The following is a 23,467-nucleotide window of genomic DNA, read 5'->3' as shown; positions in this document are numbered from 1 at the left end:
GTCACTCGGCGACATCGGATTCCTCGACGAGAACTTCCTCGCTGCCTGTCCACTCGACCAGCACGCCTTCGACTCGCATGTCATTGCCTTCGAACGTCACCGGGCCGAGCGCACCGTCGAATCCCTCGCTGACGACCTGCTCGAGTCCGCGCTGGATGTCCTCGCGGGAGGCTCCGCCGGAGTTCTTCACCGCATGAGCCAACATCCAGGTCGCGTCGTAGCCCTCGGCGGCGTAGTTGAGCGGGTTCTCGCCGTTGTACTTCGCGCGATAGGCCTCGACGAAGGCTTCCGACGACGGCGCGGTCTGATGGAAGCTGAAGTCGGTTGCCCAGTACATTCCCGCACCGGCAGCGCCTGCGGGCGCAAGGTTTCCGGCGCCTGCGGCAGGGTTCCCGACGACCGGGCCGGTATAACCGGCCTGCCGGAGCTGGGACATGGCGGTGGAGTTGCCTGCACCCACCAGCAGCACGATAACCGCGTCGGGATTTTCTCCGGCGATACGTGTTGCGGTGGTGCTGAAGTCCTGGGTGCTGGCCTGGACGGCGGTGTTCGAGAGGACCTCGTATCCGTACTCGTCCTGCCCCTCCGGGATGGTGTGTTCCCCGAGTCCGGCCAGGGTGACGTTGCCGGCGTTGTACAGCACGCTCACGGTACGGGCGCCTTGGTCGCGCAAGCGCTCGAGGGCCTTGACGAAGTACGTTTCCATCGGTGCCGTCGCTCGATAGGTGTAGTCGCCGATGACGACTCCTTCGCTACCGGACTGGGTGAAGACGGTCGGCAGTTTCGCACGTTCGACGAGGGGCGCGATCGCGACCGCGTGAGCGCTGAGAACCGGACCGAGCAGGGCGCTGACGTTCCGGTCCGTCAGCGCCTCCGTGGCCTGACTGACGGCGGTCTGGGTATCACTGGCGGAATCCCGCTTCTCCAGGACGAATTCGGTATCGCCGAGGTAATCCTGCGAGTTGATTTCGTCGATGGCGAGGTCGATACCTTTGAGCTGGCTGCTACCGACGTATGCGGTAGTTCCGGTCTGGTCGGTGACGGACACGACCTTGACCTGGTCCGGCAGATCGCCGTCCGCGAGCGATCCCCCTCCGCCCGAACCACACCCTGCGAGGACGAGCGCAGCGGCTCCGATGGTGGCGAGGATCCGAACACGACATCCACGGTCGACTCGACTCATGACTCCCCTTTCGGGACGAATGATGTGCATCATTATTCGTGATTGGCATCACAGTATGGTCATGAATCCGAAATGTCCAGAGGAAGGCGTGAATCGGGCGCCTATCTGGATTCGACGGCCAGAACGTCCGGGAGCGCGGCAACGGAGGCCGACCTCCAGTAACTGCGCCCGAAGACGAGGACCGCACCACAGAAGACCGAGAACAGAAGGACCATGGCAGCGGTTCCGCGCACATAGCCCAGACCGGACGACAGCGCTCCGGCCAGAAGGATCATCGATGCCGCGAATCCGTAGGAAACGCACGCATACAAAGACGTGGCCCTCCCCTGCTGCACCGGCGTCGACCCCCTCGTCAGGAGCGCAAGCCCTTTCGCGTAGGCGAATCCCTGCCCGATTCCCCAGAACAGACAGCCGACGAGAACCAGGACGAGTCGGCCGGACAGAACGCCCGCCACGAGAACGACACCACCGGAGCCCAGCAGGACGAGCGAACGAGGGGCGGACAGAGTGCGATGCGCGGCTCTCGCCACATGCGGCGCGATCCAGGCCGCCACCAGCAGCACGATTCCACCGAGAACCCCAGCGACGAGCAGGTCCGATTGCAGACTGCTCCGGAGCGTCGTCGGGAGCACGCCCACCGCGATCCCGCCGACCGTCCACCCCGCCGCACCGAGGCCGTACGCGGCGAGCCTGCCGGGCGCGGCCATCCCTCGAGGCTGTCCGCCACCGTTGTCGATCACGGTCGGCTTCACGGGGGTCGCGACGCGTATTCGTGCCCGATTCCACCACAGCACCACGATGAGAAGAACCTCGCACACCAGAAGTGCCGCGGCATGGAGGCGGTAGATCAGCACCGTCGGATCGGCGAAGATCTCGGCCACGACGGCCGCCGAGAGAAGACCGATCAGGGAGCCACCGATCGCTCCGGTCGCCGCGAGCGTCCGGCCGGCCTCCCCGCGAGCGGTCACGGCGAGGGTCGCCGCGGAGCCGGTGGCGGCGCCGACACAGATTCCGGTCAGTGCCCGGCCGAGGAAGAGAAGCGGAGAGAAGTCGCTCCCGAGCCACAGGGCGACGTCACCGAGTATCCCGACGAGCACGGACCCCGGAAGAACGAGATGCACGTGGCGGCCTGCCCTCGTACGGTTCATCACGAGAAACATCGAGATCAAGGCGGCGAAGTACGTTGCGAACAGTGCCGCGAGCACGAACGGGGACATCCCGAGCCGTTCCTCGTAGAGCGGTAGGAGCGGCCCCGGAATGTTCGAACCGACCACGGTGAACGCGAAGGTGAGTGCAACGACGAGACCCAATGCGGTCGCGGCCCGCCCTCCGGTTCGGTCGGAATGCGCGATCACGCCCGAACAGGACGCGATTTCACCAGGGGAGGATCGAAATCGGTGGGTCCGACCTTCGACGCTCCGCCCGGTGACCCGATCTCGACGAAGAACTCGTGATTGGCAGCAATGTAGGCCGAATGCTCCTCGGGCACGTCCTCTTCGAAGAAGATGGCTTCGACCGGACACACCGGCTCGCACGCGCCGCAGTCGACACATTCCTCCGCATTGATGTACATCATCCGTCCGCCCTCGTAGATGCAGTCGACCGGACATTCCTCGATGCAGGCCTTGTCGAGGATGTCCACGCAGGGTTCGGTCACGATGTAGGTCATGCAACCCTCCAATCAATGAGTTAAGTCATAATCATATTCATCGATTAAGTGGTGTCAACGAGAATGGTCGAAAACCGATCGATCGAGGACATCTCCGTGCCTCCGGCGGCGATAGCTCCTCGACCACGGCATCCGAACACGGTCGAGGGCCTTTCGGCCCTCCGCCCAGGGGTCCTAGGTATCCCTAGGCATTTGCCTGGTGTGACCGCAGCCACAGGCTGTCATCGTGGAGATATCGCCGGACACATCGCGTCGAGCCGGACCGGAGAAAGACCCCGGTCACCACGAATCTTCAGTACAGGCTCGGCCGCGTCGGACACCGCCCCGTCCGTCCCGGGAACGAAGCCGATACCTGGAGGATCCCATGACCGACATCGTGGAGCACGTGCGCACTCGCCTCGACGGCGCACTCGTCGAAGACCCGAGCACCGGGCGGTACCAGATCCGCCGTGACGTCTTCACCGACGAGGAGATCTTCGAACTCGAGATGAAGCACATCTTCGAGGGCAACTGGGTGTACCTCGCCCACGAGAGCCAGGTCCCGAACGTCGGTGATTACTTCACCACGTACATCGGCCGCCAGCCCGTCGTCATCAGCCGCGACAAGGAAGGCGAGCTGCACTGCCTGATCAACGCGTGCAGCCACCGCGGTGCGATGCTGTGCCGTCGCAAGACCGACAACCGCACCACCTTCACGTGCCCCTTCCACGGCTGGACGTTCCGCAACAACGGAAAGCTGCTGAAGGTCAAGGATCCCCGCGACGCCGGCTATCCCGAGCAGTTCAACACCGACGGCAGCCACGACCTGCGGAAGGTCGCTCGTTTCGAGAGCTACCGCGGTTTCCTGTTCGGCAGCCTGAATCCCGACGTCAAGTCGCTCGAGGACCACCTCGGTGACACCACGAAGATGATCGACATGCTCGTCGACCAGTCCCCCGAGGGCCTCGAGGTGCTGCGCGGTTCGTCCACCTATACCTACGACGGCAACTGGAAGCTGCAGGCCGAGAACGGCGCCGACGGTTACCACGTCTCGGCCACCCACTGGAACTATGCCGCGACCACCGCGCGCCGCACTGCCGGTGAGTCCAGCAACGAGACCAAGGCGATGGACGCCGGCACCTGGGGCAAGCAGGGCGGCGGCTACTACTCGTTCGACCACGGCCACCTGCTGCTGTGGATGTGGTGGGGCAACCCCGAGGACCGTCCGCTGTACCCGCGCAAGGACGAACTCGCGAAGGAGTTCGGCGAGAAGAAGGCCGAGTTCATGGTCGGCGCGTCGCGCAACCTGTGCCTGTACCCGAACGTGTACATCATGGACCAGTTCTCCTCGCAGATCCGGCACTTCCGCCCGATCTCCGTGGACAAGACCGAGGTGACGATCTACTGCATCGCACCGAAGGGTGAGAGCGCCGAGTCCCGCGCCAACCGGATCCGTCAGTACGAGGACTTCTTCAACGCGACCGGCATGGCCACCCCGGATGATCTCGAGGAGTTCCGCTCCTGCCAGAAGACCTACCTCGCATCGGCTGCGCCCTGGAACGACATGAGCCGCGGTGCAACCCACATCCTCAACGGACCCGACGAGGTCGCTCAGGATCTCGGCATGACGAAGGTGCTGTCGAGCGGTGTGAAGACCGAGGACGAAGGCCTGTACCCGATCCAGCACGGCTACTGGCTCGAAGCGATGCGCGAGGCCATCGCCGCCGAGAGTTCCGCCGCCGACCCGTCCGCGCTCTGAGAGGAACCGGAATCATGACTGCCGTACACGAATTCACGCAGACCGACATCGAACAGTTCCTCTACCGTGAGGCCCGGCTGCTCGACGACCGCGAGTTCGAGCAGTGGCTCGAGTGCTACCACTCCGATGCCGAGTACTGGATGCCGGCCTGGGACGACGCCGGTGCTCTCACCGAGAACCCGCAGACCGAGATCTCGCTGATCTACTACCCGAATCGCGGCGGCCTCGAGGACCGGGTGTTCCGCATCCGCACCGACCGTTCGTCGGCGACCTCGCTGCCCGAACCCCGCACAGGACACAACATCACCAACGTCGAGATCCTCGAGCGTCGCGGCACCGAGATCGACCTGCGGCACAACTGGTTCTCGTTGTACTTCCGCTACAACACCACCGACACCTACTTCGGGACCACCTTCCTCACCCTCGATGTCTCGGGCGCACAGCCGGTGATCAAGAAGAAGAAGATCGTCCTGAAGAACGACTACATCCACCACATCGTCGACGTCTACGTCGTCTAGTTCCACCCCGATCACGAAAGGAGGCACGTGCCATGGCTTACCAGGTGGCATTGAGCTTCGAGGACGGGGTCACCCGCTTCATCAAGGTCAACCCGAACGAGACCGTCGCCGACGCCTCGTACAAGGCACGCATCAACATTCCGCTCGACTGCCGTGACGGCGCGTGCGGAACCTGCAAGGCCTTCTGCGAATCGGGCAGCTACGACGGCGGCGACTACATCGAGGACGCCCTCACCGACGAAGAGGCCGAGCAGGGTTACTGCCTGCCGTGCCAGATGATGCCGGAATCCGATCTGGTGGTGCAGATCGCGAGCACCTCCGATGTCGCGAAGACCGCGGCCGCCTCGTACAGCGCGACCATCACGGATCTGCGCCGCTACTCCGAGAGCGTCGTCGGTTTCACCGTCGAGATCGACAACCGTGACGATCTGGTGTTCCTTCCCGGTCAGTACGTCAACATCGGTGTGCCCGGCAGCGACGACGGCACCGGCAAGCCGGCGACCCGCTCGTACTCGTTCAGCACCGGCCCGCACGAGAATTCACTCGCGTTCCTGGTGAAGATCACCGAGGGCGGTCTGATGTCGGAGTACCTGCGCGACCGCGCGCAGGTCGGCGACACCCTGGAGTTCACCGGCCCGTTCGGCAGCTTCTTCCTGCGCGAGCGCAAGCGTCCGTCGCTGCTGCTCGCCGGCGGTACCGGCCTGGCGCCGCTGCTGTCGATCCTGTCGAAGATCGAGGCCGACGGCTCGGACCAGCCGGTGCACCTGATCTACGGCGTCACCTTCGATCACGATCTCGTCGAACTCGACACGCTCGAGGAGTACACGAAGCGGCTGCCGAACTTCACGTTCGACTACTGCGTCGCCGACGAGGCGTCGTCCGCTCCGAACAAGGGTTACGTGACGGGTCTGTTCGAGCCGTCGCATCTCAACGAGGGCGATGTGGACATCTACCTGTGCGGCCCGCCGCCCATGGTGGAGGCAGTGCGTAACCACCTGTCCGAGAACGGTATCGAGCCGACGAACTTCTACTTCGAGAAGTTCAACACCTCGGCCACCCCGGGTGGGGCAACCGCACCCGCTGCCACCGACGCCGAGAAGGCCGCGGCGGAGAAGGCTGCCGCCGAGACCGGTCGTCCGGTGGTGCTCCAGAACCCCGAGCCCGGCAATTACGAGATCGGCGAGGAGCATCCGCCCGTCGCCGAATCGGACGAGCAGTTCGACGCCCGCATGGCCCTCGAACTCGGCGTCGTCGAACTCACGATCGGCCGGCTCACGCCGGAGCAGCTCGTCGAGTTCCGCATCCTCGCCGAGGCGTCCGGTGCGTCAGTCGAAGGCAACCACTTCACCGACGCCGCGGCGTTCACCGACACCAACGCGGCCTTCCACGAATTCCTCTTCCGCTGCTGCACCAACCCGGTGCTGCTCGAGGCCTACAACAAGCTCGAGGTCACCCGGTTGATGAAGCAGGTCCTGCGCGACGCGCAGTGGATCGAGGAGCACATCGTCGACGAGCACCTCCAGCTGGTCGAGGCGTTCGAGAAGGGCGACAAGGCCGCCGCGCGCGACCTGATCGTCGTCCACTCGCAGCACGCCAAGGAGACGATGCGCCGCGCCATCGCCAGCGGTGCCCCGGCAGGTGCCTCCTCATGACCGAGACGAAGATCTTCCCGGGCCGGTTCGACGGCCGGTGCCTGACGATCACCGGCGCCGCGCAGGGCATCGGTCTCACGGTGGCGACCCGCATCGCCGCCGAGGGCGGTGAGGTCGTGCTCGTCGACCGCGCGGATCTCGTCCACGAGGTGGCCGAGCAACTGCGCGAGGCCGGCGGCAAGGCGCATTCGGTGACGGCGGATCTCGAGACCTTCGAGGGCGCGGAGGAGGCGATCTCCCACGCCGTCCGCACCACCGGCCGCATCGACGTGCTGATCAACGTCGTCGGCGGCACGATCTGGGCCAAGCCGTACGAGCACTATGCGCCGGAGGAGATCGAGAAGGAGATCCGGCGGTCGCTGTTCCCCACTCTGTGGACGTGTCGCGCCGCCGCTCCCCATCTGATCGAGCGACGCGCCGGCACGATCGTGAACGTCTCGTCGGTCGCGACCCGCGGCGTCAACCGCGTGCCGTATTCGGCGGCGAAGGGTGGGGTCAACGCGATCACCGCGTCGCTGGCCCTCGAACTCGCCCCCTACGGGGTTCGCGTGGTGGCGACCGCCCCGGGCGGCACCGTCGCCCCGGAGCGACGGATCGCGCGCGGTCCCTCGCCGCAGTCCGAGCAGGAGAAGGCCTGGTACCAGCAGATCGTGGACCAGACCGTCGATTCCTCCCTGCTCAAGCGGTACGGCACGCTCGACGAGCAGGCCGCCGCGATCTGTTTCCTGGCCTCCGAGGAGGCCTCCTACATCACCGGCACGGTTCTTCCCGTCGCCGGCGGCGATCTGGGCTGACCGCCCCTCGCTCGGCCTCACCGGAGGCGCCCNGTGAGGCCACTTTTCTCCCCGAATTCGCTTGTGACTCCACTCACAGACCGGAGCAACGCATGACCCACGCCACGCAGACCTGGGCCAGTCCACAACATCGGCGCAGCGTCATCTGGATCGTCGCGCTCGCCACCCTCGCGATCATCTTCGACGGCTACGACCTCGTCGTGTACGGCACCGTCCTTCCGACCCTGATGGCCGATCCGACCCAGCTCGGGGAGATCTCCGCCCAGCAGGGTGGTGCCCTCGGCTCCTACGCGCTCATCGGCGTCATGGTCGGCGCGCTGCTGACCGGTGCGTTCGGTGACCGCGTCGGCCGCCGGAAGATGATGTTGATCAACATCGTCTGGTTCTCCGTCGGCATGGGTGCGGCGGCCTTCTCCACGAGCATCACGATGTTCGGCGCGCTCCGCTTCTTCACCGGCATCGGCGTCGGCGGTCTCGTCGCCACCGCCGGAGCCGTGGTCGCCGAGTTCGCTCCGCCCGGCAAGCGCAACCTGTTCAACGCCATCGTCTACAGCGGTGTCCCCGCGGGTGGTGTGATGGCCTCGCTGCTCGCGATCCTGCTGCGCGACGCGATCGGCTGGCGCGGCCTGTTCCTCATCGGCGCGTTGCCGCTGATCATCCTGCTCCCGCTGGCACTGATGAAACTTCCCGAGTCGCCGGCCTGGCTGCAGTCGCGGGGACGCTCCGACGAGGCGCAGCAGGTGTGCGAGAAGTTCGGTTTCCCGCTGCCGTCCGCAGCACCTGTCGCCTCCACCGAGAAGATCGGTTTCGCGGCACTCGCGACCCGCAAGTACGCCCTCGGTACGGGACTGCTCGGCATGATGAGCTTCGCCGGTCTGCTACTCACCTACGGCCTCAACACCTGGCTGCCGAAGATCATGGCCGACGCCGGGTACAACGCCAACGGCTCGCTCGCCTTCCTGCTCGTCCTCAACGGCGGCGCCATCATCGGCGGCCTGCTCGCCTCGAAGGTCGCCGACGGCCGCGGACCGCAGTCCGTCATCGTCACCACCTTCTTCCTCGCGGCCGTGGCCCTCGTGCTGCTCACGCTCGGTTTCCCGCTGCCGGTGCTGCTCACCGCCGTCGCGATCGCCGGTACGGGCACGATCGGCACCCAGGTGCTCATCTACGGGTTCGTGTCCAACTACTACGACACCCCCGCCCGCGCCGCAGGTGTGGCGTGGTGCGCCGGCTTCGGTCGCCTCGGCGGCATCGTCGGCCCGGTCATCGGAGGTCTGCTCATCGGCGCGGGCTTCGCGAACAACGTGAACTTCTACATCTTCGCGGGTATCGCGCTCGCCGGTGGTCTGGTCACGTGGTTCGTGCCCCGTCCGGCCGGCACCGTCTCGCCGGTCCGCAGTTCCGACCGCTCCGCGCCGACTACCGTGGATGTGTGACGGACAACAGTGTGCTGATCGGCCGGAACTCCGAGTTGATGCAACTCGAACGCCTCCTCGACGAAGCCCGCGCGGGTGTTCCCTCGCTGGTCCTCGTCGAGGGGCCGTCCGGCGTCGGAAAATCCTCCCTCGTCTCGTATTTCGTCGCTCGCCACGACGACCTCGTCGTCCATGACGCCACCGGAGCACGCTGGGAGGCCGACCATCCCTGGTCCGTGCTCGAACAGCTACTCGGTGAGACCGTCACGGCCGGCGACCCGGTGGAGGCGGCACGCACGCTCCTCGACCGGATCGACGACGCGACGGTGATCGTCGTCGACGACGCGCACTACGCGGATGTCGAGTCGCTGCAGTCGCTGTCGTCGTCGCTGAGGCGAGCGCACGGACGTCCCCTGCTCATGATCTGGATCGTGCCCGACGTGCTTCCCGACGACGTTGCTCCGGCGACCGCAGACCTCCTCTCGAACAGCCACCGTGTGGACACCCTCCACGTCGGCGCTTTGGCGCCACCGGATGTCGCGCAACTCGCACTGCATCGCATCGGCGTCGCCCTGTCCGCGTGGACGGCGCGTCGCCTGCAGGAACACACGCTCGGGAACACCCGCTCGATCCTGCAGCTCCTCGACGAGATCCCTCGCGACGAATGGCACCGCTGGCAGGCACGTTTCCCAGCACCGAGACAACACGCGGGGAAAGTGGGTCGCATCCTTGCCCGGTGTTCACCGGACACGCGCGCGCTCGTCGAATCGGTCGCCGTCCTGGACACCGCCGCGACACGGGGAGCCACCGAATCCCTCGCGCTCGTCGCCGAACTCGCCGAGGTCGGCGACACGACCGGGCCGCTCGACGAGGCTCACCGGCTCGGTCTGCTCACGATGCGTGAACAGCGGGGCGTGGTGTCGTTGTCGTTCCCCGATCCCATGACCCGCGCCGCCGTGGCCGACGAGATCGGCCCGGCGCGCCGGCACAGCCTGCACGCGCGGGCCGCTTCGCTCGTCGACGACGAGGGCGCCCGGTTGTTCCACCTGGTGTCCGCGACACCGACCGGAAACGAGGAACTCGCCGCCGACCTCGACGCTTACGCCCGGCGATGCGCCGCCGACGGCGCCTGGTCCCAAGCAGCCGAAGCGCTCATCACCGCGAGCCGCATCACTCTCGACCGAGAACTACGGACCCGCAGGATGATCCGCGGTGTCGATGCGCTGACCGGTGCGGCGGACCTGCCCCAGGCCCAGACGTTCGTCCCCGAGATCGAGAGCGTGCCGAGTGGACCGATGCGCAACGCCGTGCTCGGCTATCTCGCGATCCAGCGGGGGCGGGCCGCGGAAGCGCACCACCTTCTCACCGAAGCGTGGTCGATGCTCGACGATCCGGAATCCGAACCCGAACTCGCCGCGACGATCTCGCAACGCATGGTGTTGCATTCGTTGGCACGGCTGCGCGGCGACGATCTTGTCCTGTGGGCCGATCGCGCCGCGGACACCCTTCCCGAGACGGCTCCACCCGTCGTCGAGTCCCGGGCCATCCGCGGACTCGGGCTGGCGATGACCGGTCGCGTCGACGAGGCCGTCGAGTCGTATTCGGCTCTGTCCGACGTCATCCGGCTCGGAGCGCAGAGCCAGCGCATCCGCATGGCCGAGGGGTGGCTCGCATTGGTGCTCGACCGGCCCGATCTCGCCCGGACCGAACTCGAGGCGGCCGAACCGACCACCTTCCGCGGCGGGTCGCTGCGCATCTCGCTGTGGGCGCAGGCCTGGCTCGCGCGAACACAATTCGCGCTCGGTGCGTGGTCCGACGCGCTGCGCACCGTCGATCGCGCGGCGGCGCAGCTCGACGCGACACAACTCGATCTGCTCCGACCGCTCGTCCACTGGACCGGCGCCCAGGTCCAGGCGCTGCGCGGGAACTGGACCGCTGCACGGGAACACGCCCACCGTGCCCGCGCCGGGAACAACGACTACCCGCTCATGCTCGTACCGGCCTGCCTGTGCCTGGCGCAGTGCGCCGAGGTGGTCTCCGACTACACGAGCGTGTTGCGCTATCTGCAACCGATCGTCACTATGCGCGAGCGGGGCGCGGTCGGCGAACCCGGCCACTGGCCGTGGCCGGATCTCTACGGCAACGCCCTCGTGATCACCGGACGCGTCGACGAAGCGGACGAATTCCTGCGGCCGCACGAGGAACTCGCCGCCGAACGCGGTCACCGCTCCGCCAAGGCCCGCCTCGGTTACGTGCGCGGTCGCATCCTCGGAGCCCGCGGCGACATCGACGCCGCCCGCGACGCTTTCGAACGCGCACTCGACGAGATCGACACGCTGCCACTGCCCTACGACCGTGCACGCATCAACTTCGCGTACGGCCAGACGATGCGCCGCGCGGGGCGTCGCCGCGACGCCGACGCGGTGATCCGCACCGCCCGCGAGCTGTACTCGTCGCTCGGCGCCGTCTCGTACGTGGAACGTTGCGACCGGGAACTCAAGGCCGGTGGTCTTCGTACCGGCGACGGCGAGACCGAGACCCCGCGTTCGGATTTCACGACCCTCACTCCGCAGGAACGCGCCGTGGCCACACTCGTCGCGTCGGGCCGCACCAACAAGGAAGTCGCCGGTGAGCTGTTCCTGTCCGTCAAGACCGTGCAGTACCACCTGACCCGCGTGTACTCGAAGTTCGGCATCCGCTCGCGCAGCGAGCTCGCCGCGAAGTTCCGACAACAGGATCGAGGTTGACCATTGACCGCCGTGGACGATCGCCCCACCGCCGAGACCGATCTGTTCGAACGCCCCGTGCGTCCCGTCGTCGGACCGCGCGGGATACTCCGGGATCTCGGCCCACGATACGCCGCGAACGGCTTGATCGGGCTCATCTTCTCGTGCACCGGACCGGTCGCGGTGATCCTCGCCGCCGGCGCCGCGGGCGGGCTGAGCGCACCGCAGTTGGCGTCGTGGATCTTCGGGGTGTTCGTCCTCAACGGGCTGCTCACCATCGTGATGAGCGTCGCTTACCGGCAACCGCTCGGGTTCTTCTGGACCATCCCCGGCACCGTGCTGGTCGGCGGGTCGCTCACCCATCTGAGCTGGGCGGAGGTGGTCGGCGCGTTCTTCGTGACAGCGGCCCTCGTGACGGTGCTGGGGGCCTCGGGACTGGTGCGCCGGGTGATGGAAGCATTGCCGATGCCCATCGTCATGGCGATGGTCGCGGGGGTGTTCCTGAAGTTCGGCATCGATCTGGTTTCGGCGCTCGGTTCCGACGTCGCGATCGCCGCACCGATGGTGATCGTCTTCCTCCTGCTCAGTTCCGTTGCGGTCCTCGGTAAGTGGATGCCTCCCATCCTCGGCGCCCTGCTCGCCGGGGTGGGCGCGGTCGCGCTGTCGGGCCGGTTCTCACCGTCCGGGACCGACAGCGCGGTCTTCGCCGCACCGGTGTTCACCGCCCCGCAGTTCACGTGGTCGGCGATCCTCGAACTCGTCGTACCGCTCGCGATCACCGTGCTGGTCGTGCAGAACGGGCAGGGCATCGCGGTGCTGCGCTCGGCCGGGCACAACCCGCCCGTCAACGTCTCGGCGATCGCGTGCGGACTGTGGTCCTTCCCTGCCGCGTGCGTCGGCGCCGTGTCGACCTGTCTGACCGGACCGACCAACGCGCTGCTCGTGTCGTCGGGCGAACGGTCCCGTCAGTACACCGCGGCGATCACATGCGGGACGCTGGCGATCGTCTTCGGACTGTTCGCGCCGCTGTTCGTCCGGTGGATGATCGCCGCGCCCGCCTCGTTCGTCGCGACCCTCGGCGGCCTGGCGATGCTCAAGGCGTTGCAGGGCGCCTTCGTGGCCGGGTTCGCGAGCAAGCACACCATGGGTGCGCTCGTCGCGTTCGTGGTCACCGCCTCGAACATCACCGTCTGGAACATCGGCGCGGCGTTCTGGGGGCTCGTCGCGGGTGTGGCCGTGTCGTGGCTGATGGAGCGTCCGGACTTCAGCCGCTGACCCCGACCCCGACGTACTCGGCGAGGTGCTCGCCGGTGAGCGTCGACCGCTCCTCCACCAGTTCGCTGGGGGTGCCCTCGAAGACGATGCGTCCGCCGTCGTGGCCTGCGCCGGGACCGAGGTCGATGATCCAGTCGGCGTGGGCCATCACGGCCTGGTGGTGTTCGATGACGATCACCGACTTGCCGGACTCGACGAGTCGGTCGAGCAGACCGAGCAGCTGTTCGACGTCGGCGAGGTGCAGGCCCGTGGTGGGTTCGTCGAGGATGTAGGTCTCCCCCTTCTCGGCCATCGCGGTAGCGAGCTTGAGCCGCTGCCGCTCACCACCCGACAGGGTGGTCAGGGGCTGGCCGAGCCTCAGATAGCCGAGGCCGACGTCGGACAGTCGCTGCAGGATCTTCGACGCCGCCGGGGTGCGTGCCTCGCCGTCGGTGAAGTACTCCTGGGCCTGCGCGACGGACATGCCGAGCACCTCGGCGATGTTCTTCCCCGCCAGGGTGTACTCGAGCACCGCGGTCTGGAAGCGCTTGCCCTCGCAGTCCTCGCAGACCGATTCGACGGTGGCCATCACCCCGAGGTCGGTGTAGACGACGCCGGCGCCGTTGCAGGTCGGGCAGGCACCCTCGGAGTTGGAACTGAACAGGGCCGGCTTCACACCGTTGGCCTTCGCGAACGCCTTGCGGATCGGTTCGAGCAGACCCGTGTAGGTCGCGGGGTTGCTGCGACGCGAACCCTTGATGGGGCTCTGGTCGATAGTGACCACACCGTCGCGGTCGGCCACCGAACCGTGGATCAGCGAGCTCTTGCCCGAACCGGCCACGCCGGTCACCACGACGAGCACGCCGAGCGGGATGTCGACGTCGACATTCTGCAGGTTGTGCGTGTCGGCGCCGCGGACCTCCAGGGCGCCGTTCGGGGTGCGCACCGTCGGTTTCAGCGTCGCCCGGTCGTCGAGGTGGCGACCGGTGAGGGTGTCGGCACGACGCAGTTCGTCGACGGTGCCCTCGAAGACCACCTGCCCGCCCTCGGTGCCGGCGCGCGGGCCGAGATCGACGATGTGGTCGGCGATCGCGATGGCCTCGGGCTTGTGTTCGACGACGAGCACGGTGTTGCCCTTGTCGCGCAGCTGCAGCAGCAGGTTGTTCATCCGCGCGATGTCGTGCGGGTGCATGCCGATCGTCGGTTCGTCGAAGACGTAGGTGATATCGGTCAGCGACGATCCGAGATGGCGGATCATCTTGATGCGCTGCGATTCTCCGCCGGACAGGGTGCCGGTGGGGCGATCCAGCGACAGATATCCCAGCCCGATGTCCGCGAAGGAGTCGAGCAGATGACGAAGGTTCTTCAGCAGCGGGGCAACCTGCGGAAGATCCAGTCCGCGCACCCATTCGGCGAGATCGCTGATCTGCATCGCGCACACGTCCGCGATGCTCCTGCCGTCGATCTTCGACGACCGCGCCTCGGGGGCGAGACGCGTCCCTTCACAGTCCGGGCATGTGGAGAAGACGACGGCCTTCTCGACGAACGCACGGATGTGCGGTTGCATCGCGTCGAGATCCTTGGACAGGAACGACTTCTGGATCTTCGGGATCAGACCCTCGAAGGTGACGTTGACGCCCTCCACCTTGATCTTGGTGGGTTCCTTGTAGAGCAGGTCGTGGAGTTGCCGCTTGGTGAACTTCGCGATCGGCTTGTCGGGATCGAAGAAGCCGCACCCGCGGTAGATCCGGCCGTACCAGCCGTCCATGCTGTAGCCGGGGATCTTCAGGGCGCCCTCGTTGAGGGAGAGACCGTCGTCGTAGAGCACGGTCAGGTCGAAATCGGAGATGTTGCCCTTGCCCTCGCATCGCGGGCACATGCCACCGAGCCGGTTGAAGGTCACCTTCTCGGCCTGGGTCTTCCCCGCGCCCCTCTCCACCGTCACCGCACCGCTGGCCCGCACCGACGGCACGTTGAACGAGTAGGCGTTGGGCGGACCGACGTGCGGCTCCGCAACCCGGCTGAACAGGATGCGGAGCATCGCGTTGGCATCGGTGGCGGTGCCCACCGTCGAGCGCGGATTCGATCCCATCCGTTCCTGGCCGACGATGATCGCCGCGGTGATGCCGTCGAGCACGTCGACGTCCGGGCGGGCCAGGGTCGGCATGAATCCCTGCACGAACGCGCTGTACGTCTCGTTGATCAGACGCTGCGACTCGGCGGCGATCGTGCTGAACACCAGCGAACTCTTGCCCGAGCCGGACACACCGGTGAACACCGTCAATCGCCGCTTGGGGATCTCCACGCTGATGTCGCGGAGGTTGTTCACGCGCGCTCCGTGGACCCGGATCGCGTCGTGGGTGTCGGCGACGTGCGCTGCGTGTGCCGGTGTGTCCTTCGTCGAGGTCATGTTCGAAGACTCCAGTGGTCGTATGGATGCGGGCGGAACGGGTGCGACGATCGGAGAGTAAGGCCGATCGCGGGATCGGTCAGCGCAATTGCTGGATGCGGACCATGTTTCCCGCGGGGTCGCGGAGAGCGCAGTCGCGGACGCCGTACGGCTGGTCGGTGGGTTCCTGGACGATCTCGGTGTCGCCGGCCTGCAGTTGCTCGAACGCCCCGTCGAGATCCTTCGTCGCGAGGATGATCGACGCGAAGGTGCCCTTGGCCATCATCTCGGCGATGGTGGCGTTCTCCTCCTCCGTGATGCCGGGGTCGGCGTCCGGCGGGTACAGCACCAGGGACGTGCCGGGAGTGTCGCTGCGGCCGAGGGTGATCCATCGCTTCCCGGCGTAGCCGACATCGTTGAGGACCTCGAAGCCGAGGGTGTCGCGGTAGAACGCGAGGGACGCCTCGGGATCGGTGTGCGGAAGGAATGTCTGGTGAATGGTGATGTCCATGCCGATCACGGTATGACCGGCGGACCCGTCCGCGCTTCTCGATTCCTGATCGGTCTGGTGACATTCTTCGCCACGCACGACGGGATGCCGTTCGTCTCCTCGGCCGCCTGCTTGCGGTACACGCTCGGGGGCACGCCGACGAGTTCCGTGAACCGGGTACTGAAGGTGCCGAGCGACGAACAGCCCACCTCGAAGCACACCTCGGTGACGGTGAGGTCGCCGCGTCGCAGCAACGTCATGGCCCGCTCGATGCGCCGGGTCATGAGATACGAATAGGGCGACTCGCCGTACGCGAGCCTGAACTGGCGGCTGAGATGGCCGGCCGACATGTTCACGCCGCGGGCGAGGGCCTCGACGTCGAGGGGCTGGGCGTACTCGCGGTCGATGCGGTCGCGGACGCGGCGCAGCAACGCGAGGTCGCGCAGACGCTGATCGGTGACGGGTTTACCGGGCACGGGTCCGATCGTGCCACGATGCGCCGCCTCGATCCTGTCGTCGTGCGCCTCCACAGCACATCCGCCCCGCGAGGATCCCGGGACCACAAACCGGACCCGCCGGGACCGGAAAACTGACACTCTGTCGATACCTGCCCGTACGGACGAAAGGTCACCGATGGCTCGTGCGGTTCGCGTCGTCGTTCTCGGATCGGGATCGTGGGGAACCACGATCGCGTCGTTGGCCGCACGCAACACCCCGACGACGTTGTGGGCCCGCAACGACGACATCGCGCGTGAGATCGACACCGAGCACCGCAACCGTCGATATCTCGGCGAACGGCCACTGCCGCAGGGCCTGCGCGCGACCTCCGATCTCGAAGAGGCCGCCCGCGAAGCCGACGTCCTGGTGGTCGGTGTGCCGTCGCATGCAGTGCGCAAGACACTCGAGCAGGTCGTCGACGAGATCCGCGCGTGGGTCCCGGTCGTCTCGCTCGTGAAGGGCCTCGAGCCGGGCACCCGCCTGCGGCCCACCGAGGTGATCGCCGATTGCCTTCCGGGGCACCCCGTCGGGCTGCTCGCGGGTCCGAACATCGCCGGGGAGATCGCCGACGGCATGGCCGCCGCGTCGGTGGTCGCGATGCAGGACGAAGCGGTGAGCGCGGCGCTGCAACCGCTGTTCGCCACGTCGCTGTTCCGCGTCTATCGCAACACCGACGTGCTCGGCTGCGAACTGGGCGGGATCCTCAAGAACATCGTGGCGATCGCGGCCGGCATGGCCGAAGGGCTCAGCGTCGGCGACAACACCCGCGTGATGGTCCTCTCCCGCGGGCTGGCGGAGATGACGCGTCTCGGTGAGGCCATGGGTGCGGATCCGCGCACGTTCGCGGGCCTCACGGGGATGGGTGATCTCATCGCGACGTGCACGAGTCCGTCGTCGCGGAACCGCCGGGTCGGTGAGGCGCTGGCGCGCGGGCTCAGCATCGACGAGGCCGTCGAGGCACTTGGGCAGGTCGCCGAAGGGGTGAAGACCGCGCCGACAGTCATGGAACTCGCCCGCGAGTACGGGGTGGAGATGCCGATCGCCGCCGAGGTCGCGGCCGTGGTGACCGGGAAGAGCACCCCCACCGATGCCTATCGGGGGCTGCGCCGGGTCACACCCGGCGACGAGAGGGACATCGTCTGACCTTCTCTACCGCTTTCTCGGGCGGATCGTAGAAAGCCGAATATTCGCCTGTCGTGTGCTCGCGACCGGCTGAACGAACGCTCGGTGAAGTGATGTGCCATCGTGGTGCCATGACTTCTGCCGCCGACACGCTGTCGTCCCTGCTCGACACCCGTTTCAGCTGCCGCGCCTTCCTGACGAAACAGGTCCCGCGCGAGGACATCGAACGCATGCTGCAGATGGGTCAGCGCACCGCGTCCTGGTGCAACTCCCAGCCCTGGCAGGTGCACATCGTCAGCGGCGACGCCACCGAGCGCCTGCGCGACGCCGTCTACGCGCAGGCCACCTCGGGGAACATGGATCCCGACATCCCGGGACCCGCCGAATACCGCGGAGCCTATGCCGAGCGTCGCCGCGGCGCCGGCTACGCCCTGTACAACGCATTGGGCATCGCGCGCGACGACTACCAGCGCCGCACCGAGCAGATGCTCGAGAACTACCGCTTCTTCGGCGCACCGCACGTCGCGATCATCACCTCCGACAAGGCCCTCGGCGTGTACGGCGCCGTCGACTGCGGTGGTTACGTCTCGACGCTGCTGCTCGCCGCCGAGTCGCTCGGCATCGCCGCCGTCCCACAGGCAGCCGTCGCGATGACGGCCACCGCGCTGCGACGCGAACTGAACATCGGCGACGACCGCGACATCGTCTGCGCCATCTCGTTCGGTTACGCCGACGAGGCGCACCCGGCCAATGCGTGTCGCACGGATCGCGCGTCGCTCGACGAGACCGTCGAGTGGGTCGACTGAACTTTCGATCGCCCCGGCTGTCGGTCAGTCGTTCTGGGCGCGCAGGTAGCGCCCGAAGTGCGGAACGGTGAACCCGATGAACCCGCGCTCGGCGGAGTAGATCAGGCCCTTCTTGATCAATCCGTCGCGCGCGGGTGACAGGGAAGTCGGCTTCCGTCCGAGCTCGACGGCGATCTTCGAGGTCGCGACGGGCCCGTCGTCGCCCGCCAGATCCGCCATGGCCCGCATGTATTCGCGTTCGGCGGGTGTCGCCCGTTCGTAGCGGGAGCCGAAGAAGCCGACGGCGAGTTCCTCTTCCGCCGTGGGTGCCGCGACCCGCACGTCGTCGGCGGTGATCGGTGAATCCGCTGCGACGTCCCAGGTCGCCTTGCCGTAGGCCTGCACGAAATACGGGTAGCCGTCGGCGGTTTCATACAGCAGGTCGAGGGCGTCCTGCGTGAACTCGACGTCCTCTCGTGCCGCGGGCGCGATGAGCGCGAGATCCGCTGCCGCGCGGTCGAGCCGGTCGATGCGATGGTAGGTGAACAACCGCTCGGAGTAGGACTTCGACGCCGACAGCACAGCGGGCAGATGCGGCAGACCGGCCCCGACGACGATGAGTGGCGCGGCGTCCTGGCTCAGCTCGTGGCAGGCCCCGCAGATCGCTGAGACGTCGTCGGGGCCGAGGTCCTGCATCTCGTCGATGAACAACGCGATGCCCACGCCCACGTCGCGTGCGAGTCCGGCTGCGTCGACAAGCAGTTCGACGAGGTCGATCTCGATGTCGCCCGAGTCGGCCCGCCCTTTCACGGCCGGGGCGTCGATGCCGGGTTGCCAGCGTTCGCGCATGCCCTTGTCGGCGGTAGCCCGCAGCGCGAACGACTTGAGCACGCCGAGGAAGTACTCCACCGATTCCGGATCCGGATGCGCGGCGGCGATCTCGCGGACCGCCATGTGCAGCGCCGACGACAGGGGGCGTCGCAGTCCTTGATCGGGACGGGCTTCGATCTTGCCGGTGCCCCAGCTCTTCGCGATGGCGGCGGAGCGCAGATGGTTGAGAAGGACGGTCTTGCCGACACCGCGGAGACCGGTGAGGACGACGCTGCGTTCGGGTCGTTCCCGGGCGATCCGTTCGAGGACCACCTCGAACGCGGTGAGTTGCTTCTCGCGGCCGGCGAGCTCGGGCGGGCGCTGTCCGGCGCCCGGGGCGTACGGGTTGCGGACAGGATCCATCCGTCGATGCTAACGGCGAGCTCATCGGATTCTGAGCTCATCTAGTGCGTGTCGTAGACAGCCGTATTCGCGTATGGCCGAGCTCGAAACCGCAGTTGTTGTCGACATTTCGGCGAATTCTCGACAACAACTGCAACCTCGGCGGCCCGGAGCGGCATGCACGCATGCGCATTTCAGACTTTGACATTCATTTTCGGTAGTGACTATTTCTTTCCCCATGACAACGCTCTCCCGCTACGGCGGCGCCGCCCTCACCGTCGTCGCTGCAACCTTCGCCGCCGCATGCGGCGGCACCCCTGAAGCCGAGACCACTGCGGCCGACACCACCGAGACGACGACCACCGCCGCTGCTTCCGAAGTGGCGACGGCACAGCCGCGCCTCGCCCTGACCTACGACGGCGGCGTCCTCGTCGTCGACGAAGAAGAACTCACCGTCGTCGACGACTTCGCACTCGACGGTTTCAACCGCCTCTCCCCCGCCGGCGACGGACGCCACGTGCTGATCTCCACCGAAGGCGGATTCCGCGTGCTCGACACCGGCAGCTGGACGGAAGCCCACGGCGACCACGGCCACCACTACGCCGGCGCACCCACGCTCACCGACCTGACGTTCGCCGCCGAGAAGCCCGGGCACGTCGTGCCGCACGCCGGGGTCACCGCCCTGTTCGACGACGGCACCGGACGCATCGACGTGTTCGACCCCGCCGATCTCGCCTCGGCGACCGACCTGCCGGATCTCGACAGCCGCGCGCTCCCCGAGGCCCACCACGGCGTGGCCGTCCCGATGCCCGACGGCGGCATGCTCGTCACCCTCGGCGATTCCGAGGATCGGACCGGTGTGGCGCTGCTCGACGAGAACGGCACCGAGATCACGCGCACCGAACAGTGCCCGGGTGTGCATGGTGAGACGGTCGCGGCCGACGGGGTCGTCGCCTTCGGATGCGAGGACGCCATGGTGATCTTCCGCGACGGAACGTTCACGAAGGCGCCGGTGCCCGACCCCTACGGCCGGATCGGGAACCAGGCCGGCAGCGAGGACTCGCCCGTCGTCCTCGGCGACTACAAGACCGATCCCGACGCCGAGCTCGAGCGCCCCGAGCGCGTCGCGCTCGTGGACACCCGCACGTCGTCGGTGCGTCTCGTCGACCTCGGTACGAGTTACACCTTCCGCTCCCTCGGTCGCGGACCGGCAGGGGAAGCACTCGTTCTCGGCACCGACGGCAACCTCCACGTGATCGATCCCGACTCCGGCGAGATCGTCCGGCGGATCGAGGTGCTCGAGCCGTGGACCGAGCCCGACGAGTGGCAGGCACCTCGGCCCGCACTCGAGGTGCGGGGCGATACGGCGTTCGTCACCGATCCCGCCACCGATTCCCTGTACGCGGTGGACGTGACCTCGGGTGAGATCCGCTCTACCGAACTGCCGCACACCCCGAACGAGATCAGCGGCGTCGCCTGACCCCGCTACCGGAGTATTCGACTTTCTAGCTGTGGAGCTAGAAAGCCGAATACTCCGCTCACGTCCGGCCGGTCGAGATCTTTCCGCAACGTGATCCGCCTCACTCCCCAAGTTCGCGAAACGGATATCCCGACCAAAACGGTTGGGGAGGCGATATTCTCGTCGCCTGATCCCGAAGACAACGATTGTGTAACGTGGCGACGCACCTGTTTCCTACCGGGAGGTACCGCCCGTGCTGTTGACCGAAGTCCGTACCCGACCTGTTCGATCCTTGTTGATCGCCATCGGTCTGACGGTCTCGGCGCTGGCAGTCGCCGGATACCTGCGCGACGCGGTGAACGAGTACCTCATGGATCTCGACGTCTTCCGCGATGCCGGCTGGGCCTTCCTGCACCACACCCCGCTGTACACCGAGGGGTTCTTCAGCCATTCCGGTTTCCGGTTCATCTACCCACCCTTCGCGGCGTTCCTCTTCGCCCCGATGGCGTTGGTGGGCAGCACCGCCCTGCAGGTGTTGTGGACGATCGGACTCATCGTTCTCGTGTGGTGGGTGCTCGAGGTCGTCTACCAGCGACTCGACATGTCGCAGCCGAGCCTGATCGCAGCCGCGTCGCTCGGACCGGTGCTGTGGCTCGAGCCGTTCCGCTCCAACTTCACGTTCGGCCAGATCAACATCGTGCTCATGGCACTGGTGGTCGCCGACCTGCTCGGTGTGATCCCGAAGCGCTTCCGCGGTGTCGGCATCGCGCTGGCCGCCGCCATCAAGGTGACCCCGGCCGCCTTCGGCCTGATCTTCCTGCTGCGCCGCGACTGGCCGTCGGCATTCCGCGCGCTGAGCGCCTTTGCCGCGACCGTCGCGTTCGGCTACTGGCTGCGCCCCGATTCGACCGTCTACTTCTGGACCACGGAGTTCTTCGCGACCGACCGCGCCGGCGACCCGTCGTTCTTCCGCAACCAGGCGCTCACCGGTCTCATCGCCCGTTTCGACTTCTCCGACGGCACCGCCAAGGCGCTGTGGCTGGCCGGTGCCCTGGTCGTCGTGGCCGGTACCGCGTGGGCCGCCTACCGCTTCCTGCGTGCCGACGAGCCCGTGGTCGCGGTGGCCCTGGTGGGCCTGGCGTCGCTGCTCGCCGCTCCGATCGCCGTCACCCACCACTGGGTGTACGCGCTGTTCCTCGTGCCGCTGCTCGTCGCGCCGGCCTACCGCCGCTGGTGGCCCGTGCTGGTGCCCGCCACCGTCGTCTTCCTCATCGGACCCAACCACCTGCTGCGTGAGGCGTCCTCCGGCGGCTGGGTCGAGCAGTTGCTCCTCGAAGTGCTCGGAACCTCGCAGTGCCTGGCCGCGATCGCGGTCTTCGTCGCCGCGATGCTCGCCGCGCGCAGCCGTCGTCCCGGTGCCGAGGCCCCGGTGGAAGCCCGCCCGGTGGAGGCCCACTCGGTGGAGGCACAGGAAGCCCCCGCAGAGTCCGGCGAGAGCGCCGAGACCGCTCAGGTCCAGAACGCCGACGCGACGAGGTAGAGGCCCGTCCCGACGACGGTGCTCAGCGCGGCGTTCCGTCGCCACAGGTGCACGGCGATCGTGCCCGCGAGACCGACGGTCGCCGGGAGCCAGGTCGACTGCCCCACGTCCCGCAGCGTGTACATCACGAGGATCACCATGACCCCCGCGGGCATCGTGCGGCCGAGGAAGTCGACGAAGGCGGAGTTCTTCAGTGCCGACAACGCGAGGAACGGCGCCGCGCGCAGCGCGACCGTCACGACGAACATCACCACCAGGGCGCCGAGGACATATGCGGCGCCGGGCACCGACTCAGGCACGGGCCACCTTGTTCCGGTAGACGAACCGCGCGAACAGGCACACCACGAACAGACCGAGACCGACGAGGAGCATCTGCTCCTTCGCGACCAGCAATGCGACGAGACCGCAGACCAGCGCAATCACCGGTGCCGGCACGTCGCGGTTGGCGCGGAAGGCATCGATGGCGAGCACCGCGAACAGCGCCGTGAGCGCGAACTCGAGCCCGGCGAGTCCCTCCGGAAGCACCGCCCCGATCAACGCGCCGACCGTGCCCGACACCACCCACATCAGCTGGCACAGCACCTGGACCGTGAGGATGCGGGTGCCCGTCAGCTGCTCACGGGCCTTGGGCGCGACGATCGCGTACGACTCGTCGGTGAGCGCGTACACGCCGTAGAGACGCCCGAGCCTGCTGCGGATGCGGTGCAGCGGGAACGACAGGCCGTAGAAGACGTGCCGGAAGTTCACGAGCAACGTCGCCGCCGCGACCGACGCGAGCGGGGTGACCGCCGCGATGAGACCGATCGCGAGGAACTCCATCGACCCCGCGTAGATGACGGTGGAGAAGATCGGTGCCCACCACCAGTCGAACCCGCCCTGGGTGAGCACCACCCCGAACGCGAGGCCCAGCGGAATCAGTCCGAGACCGACGGCCCAGGAGTCCGCGACACCCGCGCGGATCTCGAGGGAGCGACGGTGGGGCATGCTCATCAGGCTATCGCCGGGCTCGCGCCTGTCGTGTCC

At 67.1% G+C, this 23,467-nt stretch carries 20 protein-coding genes; 11 read left to right on the top strand and 9 right to left on the bottom strand.

Features of this window, described 5'->3' with window-relative positions:
- Position 1 precedes the first annotated feature (1 nt).
- The 3 genes from ACLBYD_RS02610 to fdxA all read right to left on the bottom strand — a co-directional run bounded on the left by ACLBYD_RS02610 (position 2) and on the right by fdxA (position 2,852).
- Positions 2-1,183, bottom strand: coding sequence for an ABC transporter substrate-binding protein (locus ACLBYD_RS02610; RefSeq protein ID WP_231413521.1), 1,182 nt, complete (start codon positions 1,181-1,183; stop codon positions 2-4).
- 101 nt (positions 1,184-1,284) lie between these two features.
- Complete coding sequence (locus ACLBYD_RS02605; protein WP_447815278.1) at positions 1,285-2,538, bottom strand: MFS transporter; 1,254 nt, start codon at positions 2,536-2,538, stop codon at positions 1,285-1,287.
- The gene (fdxA, locus tag ACLBYD_RS02600) at positions 2,535-2,852 is read right to left on the bottom strand and encodes a ferredoxin (protein WP_094979825.1); all 318 of its coding nucleotides are present in this window, start codon (positions 2,850-2,852) and stop codon (positions 2,535-2,537) included. The genes ACLBYD_RS02605 and fdxA overlap by 4 nt, the downstream gene beginning before the upstream one ends.
- Before the next feature lie 364 nt (positions 2,853-3,216).
- Here fdxA and benA point away from each other — a divergent pair, with 364 nt between their 5' ends.
- The 7 genes from benA to ACLBYD_RS02565 all read left to right on the top strand — a co-directional run bounded on the left by benA (position 3,217) and on the right by ACLBYD_RS02565 (position 12,970).
- Positions 3,217-4,590 (top strand): benzoate 1,2-dioxygenase large subunit, encoded by a 1,374-nt coding sequence (benA, locus tag ACLBYD_RS02595; RefSeq protein ID WP_006553156.1) that lies wholly within the window; start codon positions 3,217-3,219, stop codon positions 4,588-4,590.
- Positions 4,591-4,604: 14 nt separating this feature from the next.
- Entirely contained in the window at positions 4,605-5,108 is a 504-nt protein-coding gene (gene benB / locus ACLBYD_RS02590) for a benzoate 1,2-dioxygenase small subunit (RefSeq protein ID WP_447815277.1), read from the top strand.
- Between the two features lie 32 nt (positions 5,109-5,140).
- A complete protein-coding gene (gene benC / locus ACLBYD_RS02585) occupies positions 5,141-6,760 on the top strand; it encodes a benzoate 1,2-dioxygenase electron transfer component BenC (protein WP_447815276.1) in 1,620 nt (539 codons plus the stop codon).
- Positions 6,757-7,554: a 1,6-dihydroxycyclohexa-2,4-diene-1-carboxylate dehydrogenase gene (locus tag ACLBYD_RS02580; RefSeq protein ID WP_016691752.1), complete on the top strand. Its 798-nt coding sequence runs from the start codon at positions 6,757-6,759 to the stop codon at positions 7,552-7,554. Before benC ends, ACLBYD_RS02580 begins: the two co-directional genes overlap by 4 nt.
- A 92-nt stretch (positions 7,555-7,646) precedes the next feature.
- Positions 7,647-8,990, top strand: coding sequence for an MFS transporter (locus tag ACLBYD_RS02575; RefSeq protein ID WP_447815275.1), 1,344 nt, complete (start codon positions 7,647-7,649; stop codon positions 8,988-8,990).
- Complete coding sequence (locus tag ACLBYD_RS02570) at positions 8,987-11,716, top strand: LuxR C-terminal-related transcriptional regulator (RefSeq protein WP_447815274.1); 2,730 nt, start codon at positions 8,987-8,989, stop codon at positions 11,714-11,716. Before ACLBYD_RS02575 ends, ACLBYD_RS02570 begins: the two co-directional genes overlap by 4 nt.
- Before the next feature lie 12 nt (positions 11,717-11,728).
- Complete coding sequence (locus tag ACLBYD_RS02565) at positions 11,729-12,970, top strand: benzoate/H(+) symporter BenE family transporter (protein ID WP_060652624.1); 1,242 nt, start codon at positions 11,729-11,731, stop codon at positions 12,968-12,970.
- On the opposite strand, the gene ACLBYD_RS02560 is transcribed toward ACLBYD_RS02565, so the two are convergent.
- The 3 genes from ACLBYD_RS02560 to ACLBYD_RS02550 all read right to left on the bottom strand — a co-directional run bounded on the left by ACLBYD_RS02560 (position 12,960) and on the right by ACLBYD_RS02550 (position 16,304).
- Positions 12,960-15,359, bottom strand: a complete 2,400-nt coding sequence (locus tag ACLBYD_RS02560) for an ATP-binding cassette domain-containing protein (RefSeq protein WP_447815273.1) — start codon at positions 15,357-15,359, stop codon at positions 12,960-12,962. The genes ACLBYD_RS02565 and ACLBYD_RS02560 overlap by 11 nt on opposite strands.
- A gap of 79 nt (positions 15,360-15,438) precedes the next feature.
- Entirely contained in the window at positions 15,439-15,849 is a 411-nt protein-coding gene (locus tag ACLBYD_RS02555) for a VOC family protein (protein WP_026061047.1), read from the bottom strand.
- A gap of 5 nt (positions 15,850-15,854) precedes the next feature.
- Positions 15,855-16,304, bottom strand: a complete 450-nt coding sequence (locus tag ACLBYD_RS02550; protein ID WP_026061046.1) for a helix-turn-helix transcriptional regulator — start codon at positions 16,302-16,304, stop codon at positions 15,855-15,857.
- A 157-nt stretch (positions 16,305-16,461) separates the two neighbouring features.
- Between ACLBYD_RS02550 and ACLBYD_RS02545 the strand changes: the two genes are divergently transcribed.
- On the top strand, positions 16,462-17,469 hold the full coding sequence (locus ACLBYD_RS02545; protein WP_447815272.1) for an NAD(P)H-dependent glycerol-3-phosphate dehydrogenase: 1,008 nt from the start codon (positions 16,462-16,464) through the stop codon (positions 17,467-17,469).
- 110 nt (positions 17,470-17,579) lie between these two features.
- Positions 17,580-18,254 carry a nitroreductase gene (locus ACLBYD_RS02540; protein ID WP_447815271.1) on the top strand — a complete coding sequence of 225 codons (675 nt, stop codon included), beginning with the start codon at positions 17,580-17,582 and terminating at the stop codon, positions 18,252-18,254.
- A 24-nt stretch (positions 18,255-18,278) separates the two neighbouring features.
- On the opposite strand, the gene ACLBYD_RS02535 is transcribed toward ACLBYD_RS02540, so the two are convergent.
- Positions 18,279-19,466: an AAA family ATPase gene (locus ACLBYD_RS02535; RefSeq protein WP_447815270.1), complete on the bottom strand. Its 1,188-nt coding sequence runs from the start codon at positions 19,464-19,466 to the stop codon at positions 18,279-18,281.
- 217 nt (positions 19,467-19,683) lie between these two features.
- Between ACLBYD_RS02535 and aztD the strand changes: the two genes are divergently transcribed.
- Both aztD and ACLBYD_RS02525 read left to right on the top strand, forming a co-directional pair.
- Positions 19,684-20,925, top strand: coding sequence for a zinc metallochaperone AztD (gene aztD, locus ACLBYD_RS02530; protein ID WP_447815269.1), 1,242 nt, complete (start codon positions 19,684-19,686; stop codon positions 20,923-20,925).
- A 232-nt stretch (positions 20,926-21,157) separates the two neighbouring features.
- Entirely contained in the window at positions 21,158-22,444 is a 1,287-nt protein-coding gene (locus ACLBYD_RS02525) for a glycosyltransferase 87 family protein (protein WP_447815268.1), read from the top strand.
- Here the strand turns inward: ACLBYD_RS02525 and ACLBYD_RS02520 are convergent.
- Together ACLBYD_RS02520 and ACLBYD_RS02515 are read right to left on the bottom strand one after the other, a co-directional pair.
- Entirely contained in the window at positions 22,414-22,743 is a 330-nt protein-coding gene (locus tag ACLBYD_RS02520; RefSeq protein ID WP_447815267.1) for a branched-chain amino acid transporter permease, read from the bottom strand. The two genes, ACLBYD_RS02525 and ACLBYD_RS02520, sit on opposite strands and share 31 nt — an antisense overlap.
- Positions 22,736-23,434, bottom strand: coding sequence for an AzlC family ABC transporter permease (locus ACLBYD_RS02515; RefSeq protein WP_447815266.1), 699 nt, complete (start codon positions 23,432-23,434; stop codon positions 22,736-22,738). Before ACLBYD_RS02515 ends, ACLBYD_RS02520 begins: the two co-directional genes overlap by 8 nt.
- Between the last annotated feature and the right edge of the window lie 33 nt (positions 23,435-23,467).

It is taken from the genome of Rhodococcus sp. C26F, assembly GCF_053345925.1.
Note: the sequence above shows the minus strand (reverse complement) of the source record. Positions and strands in the feature narration are given on the sequence as shown.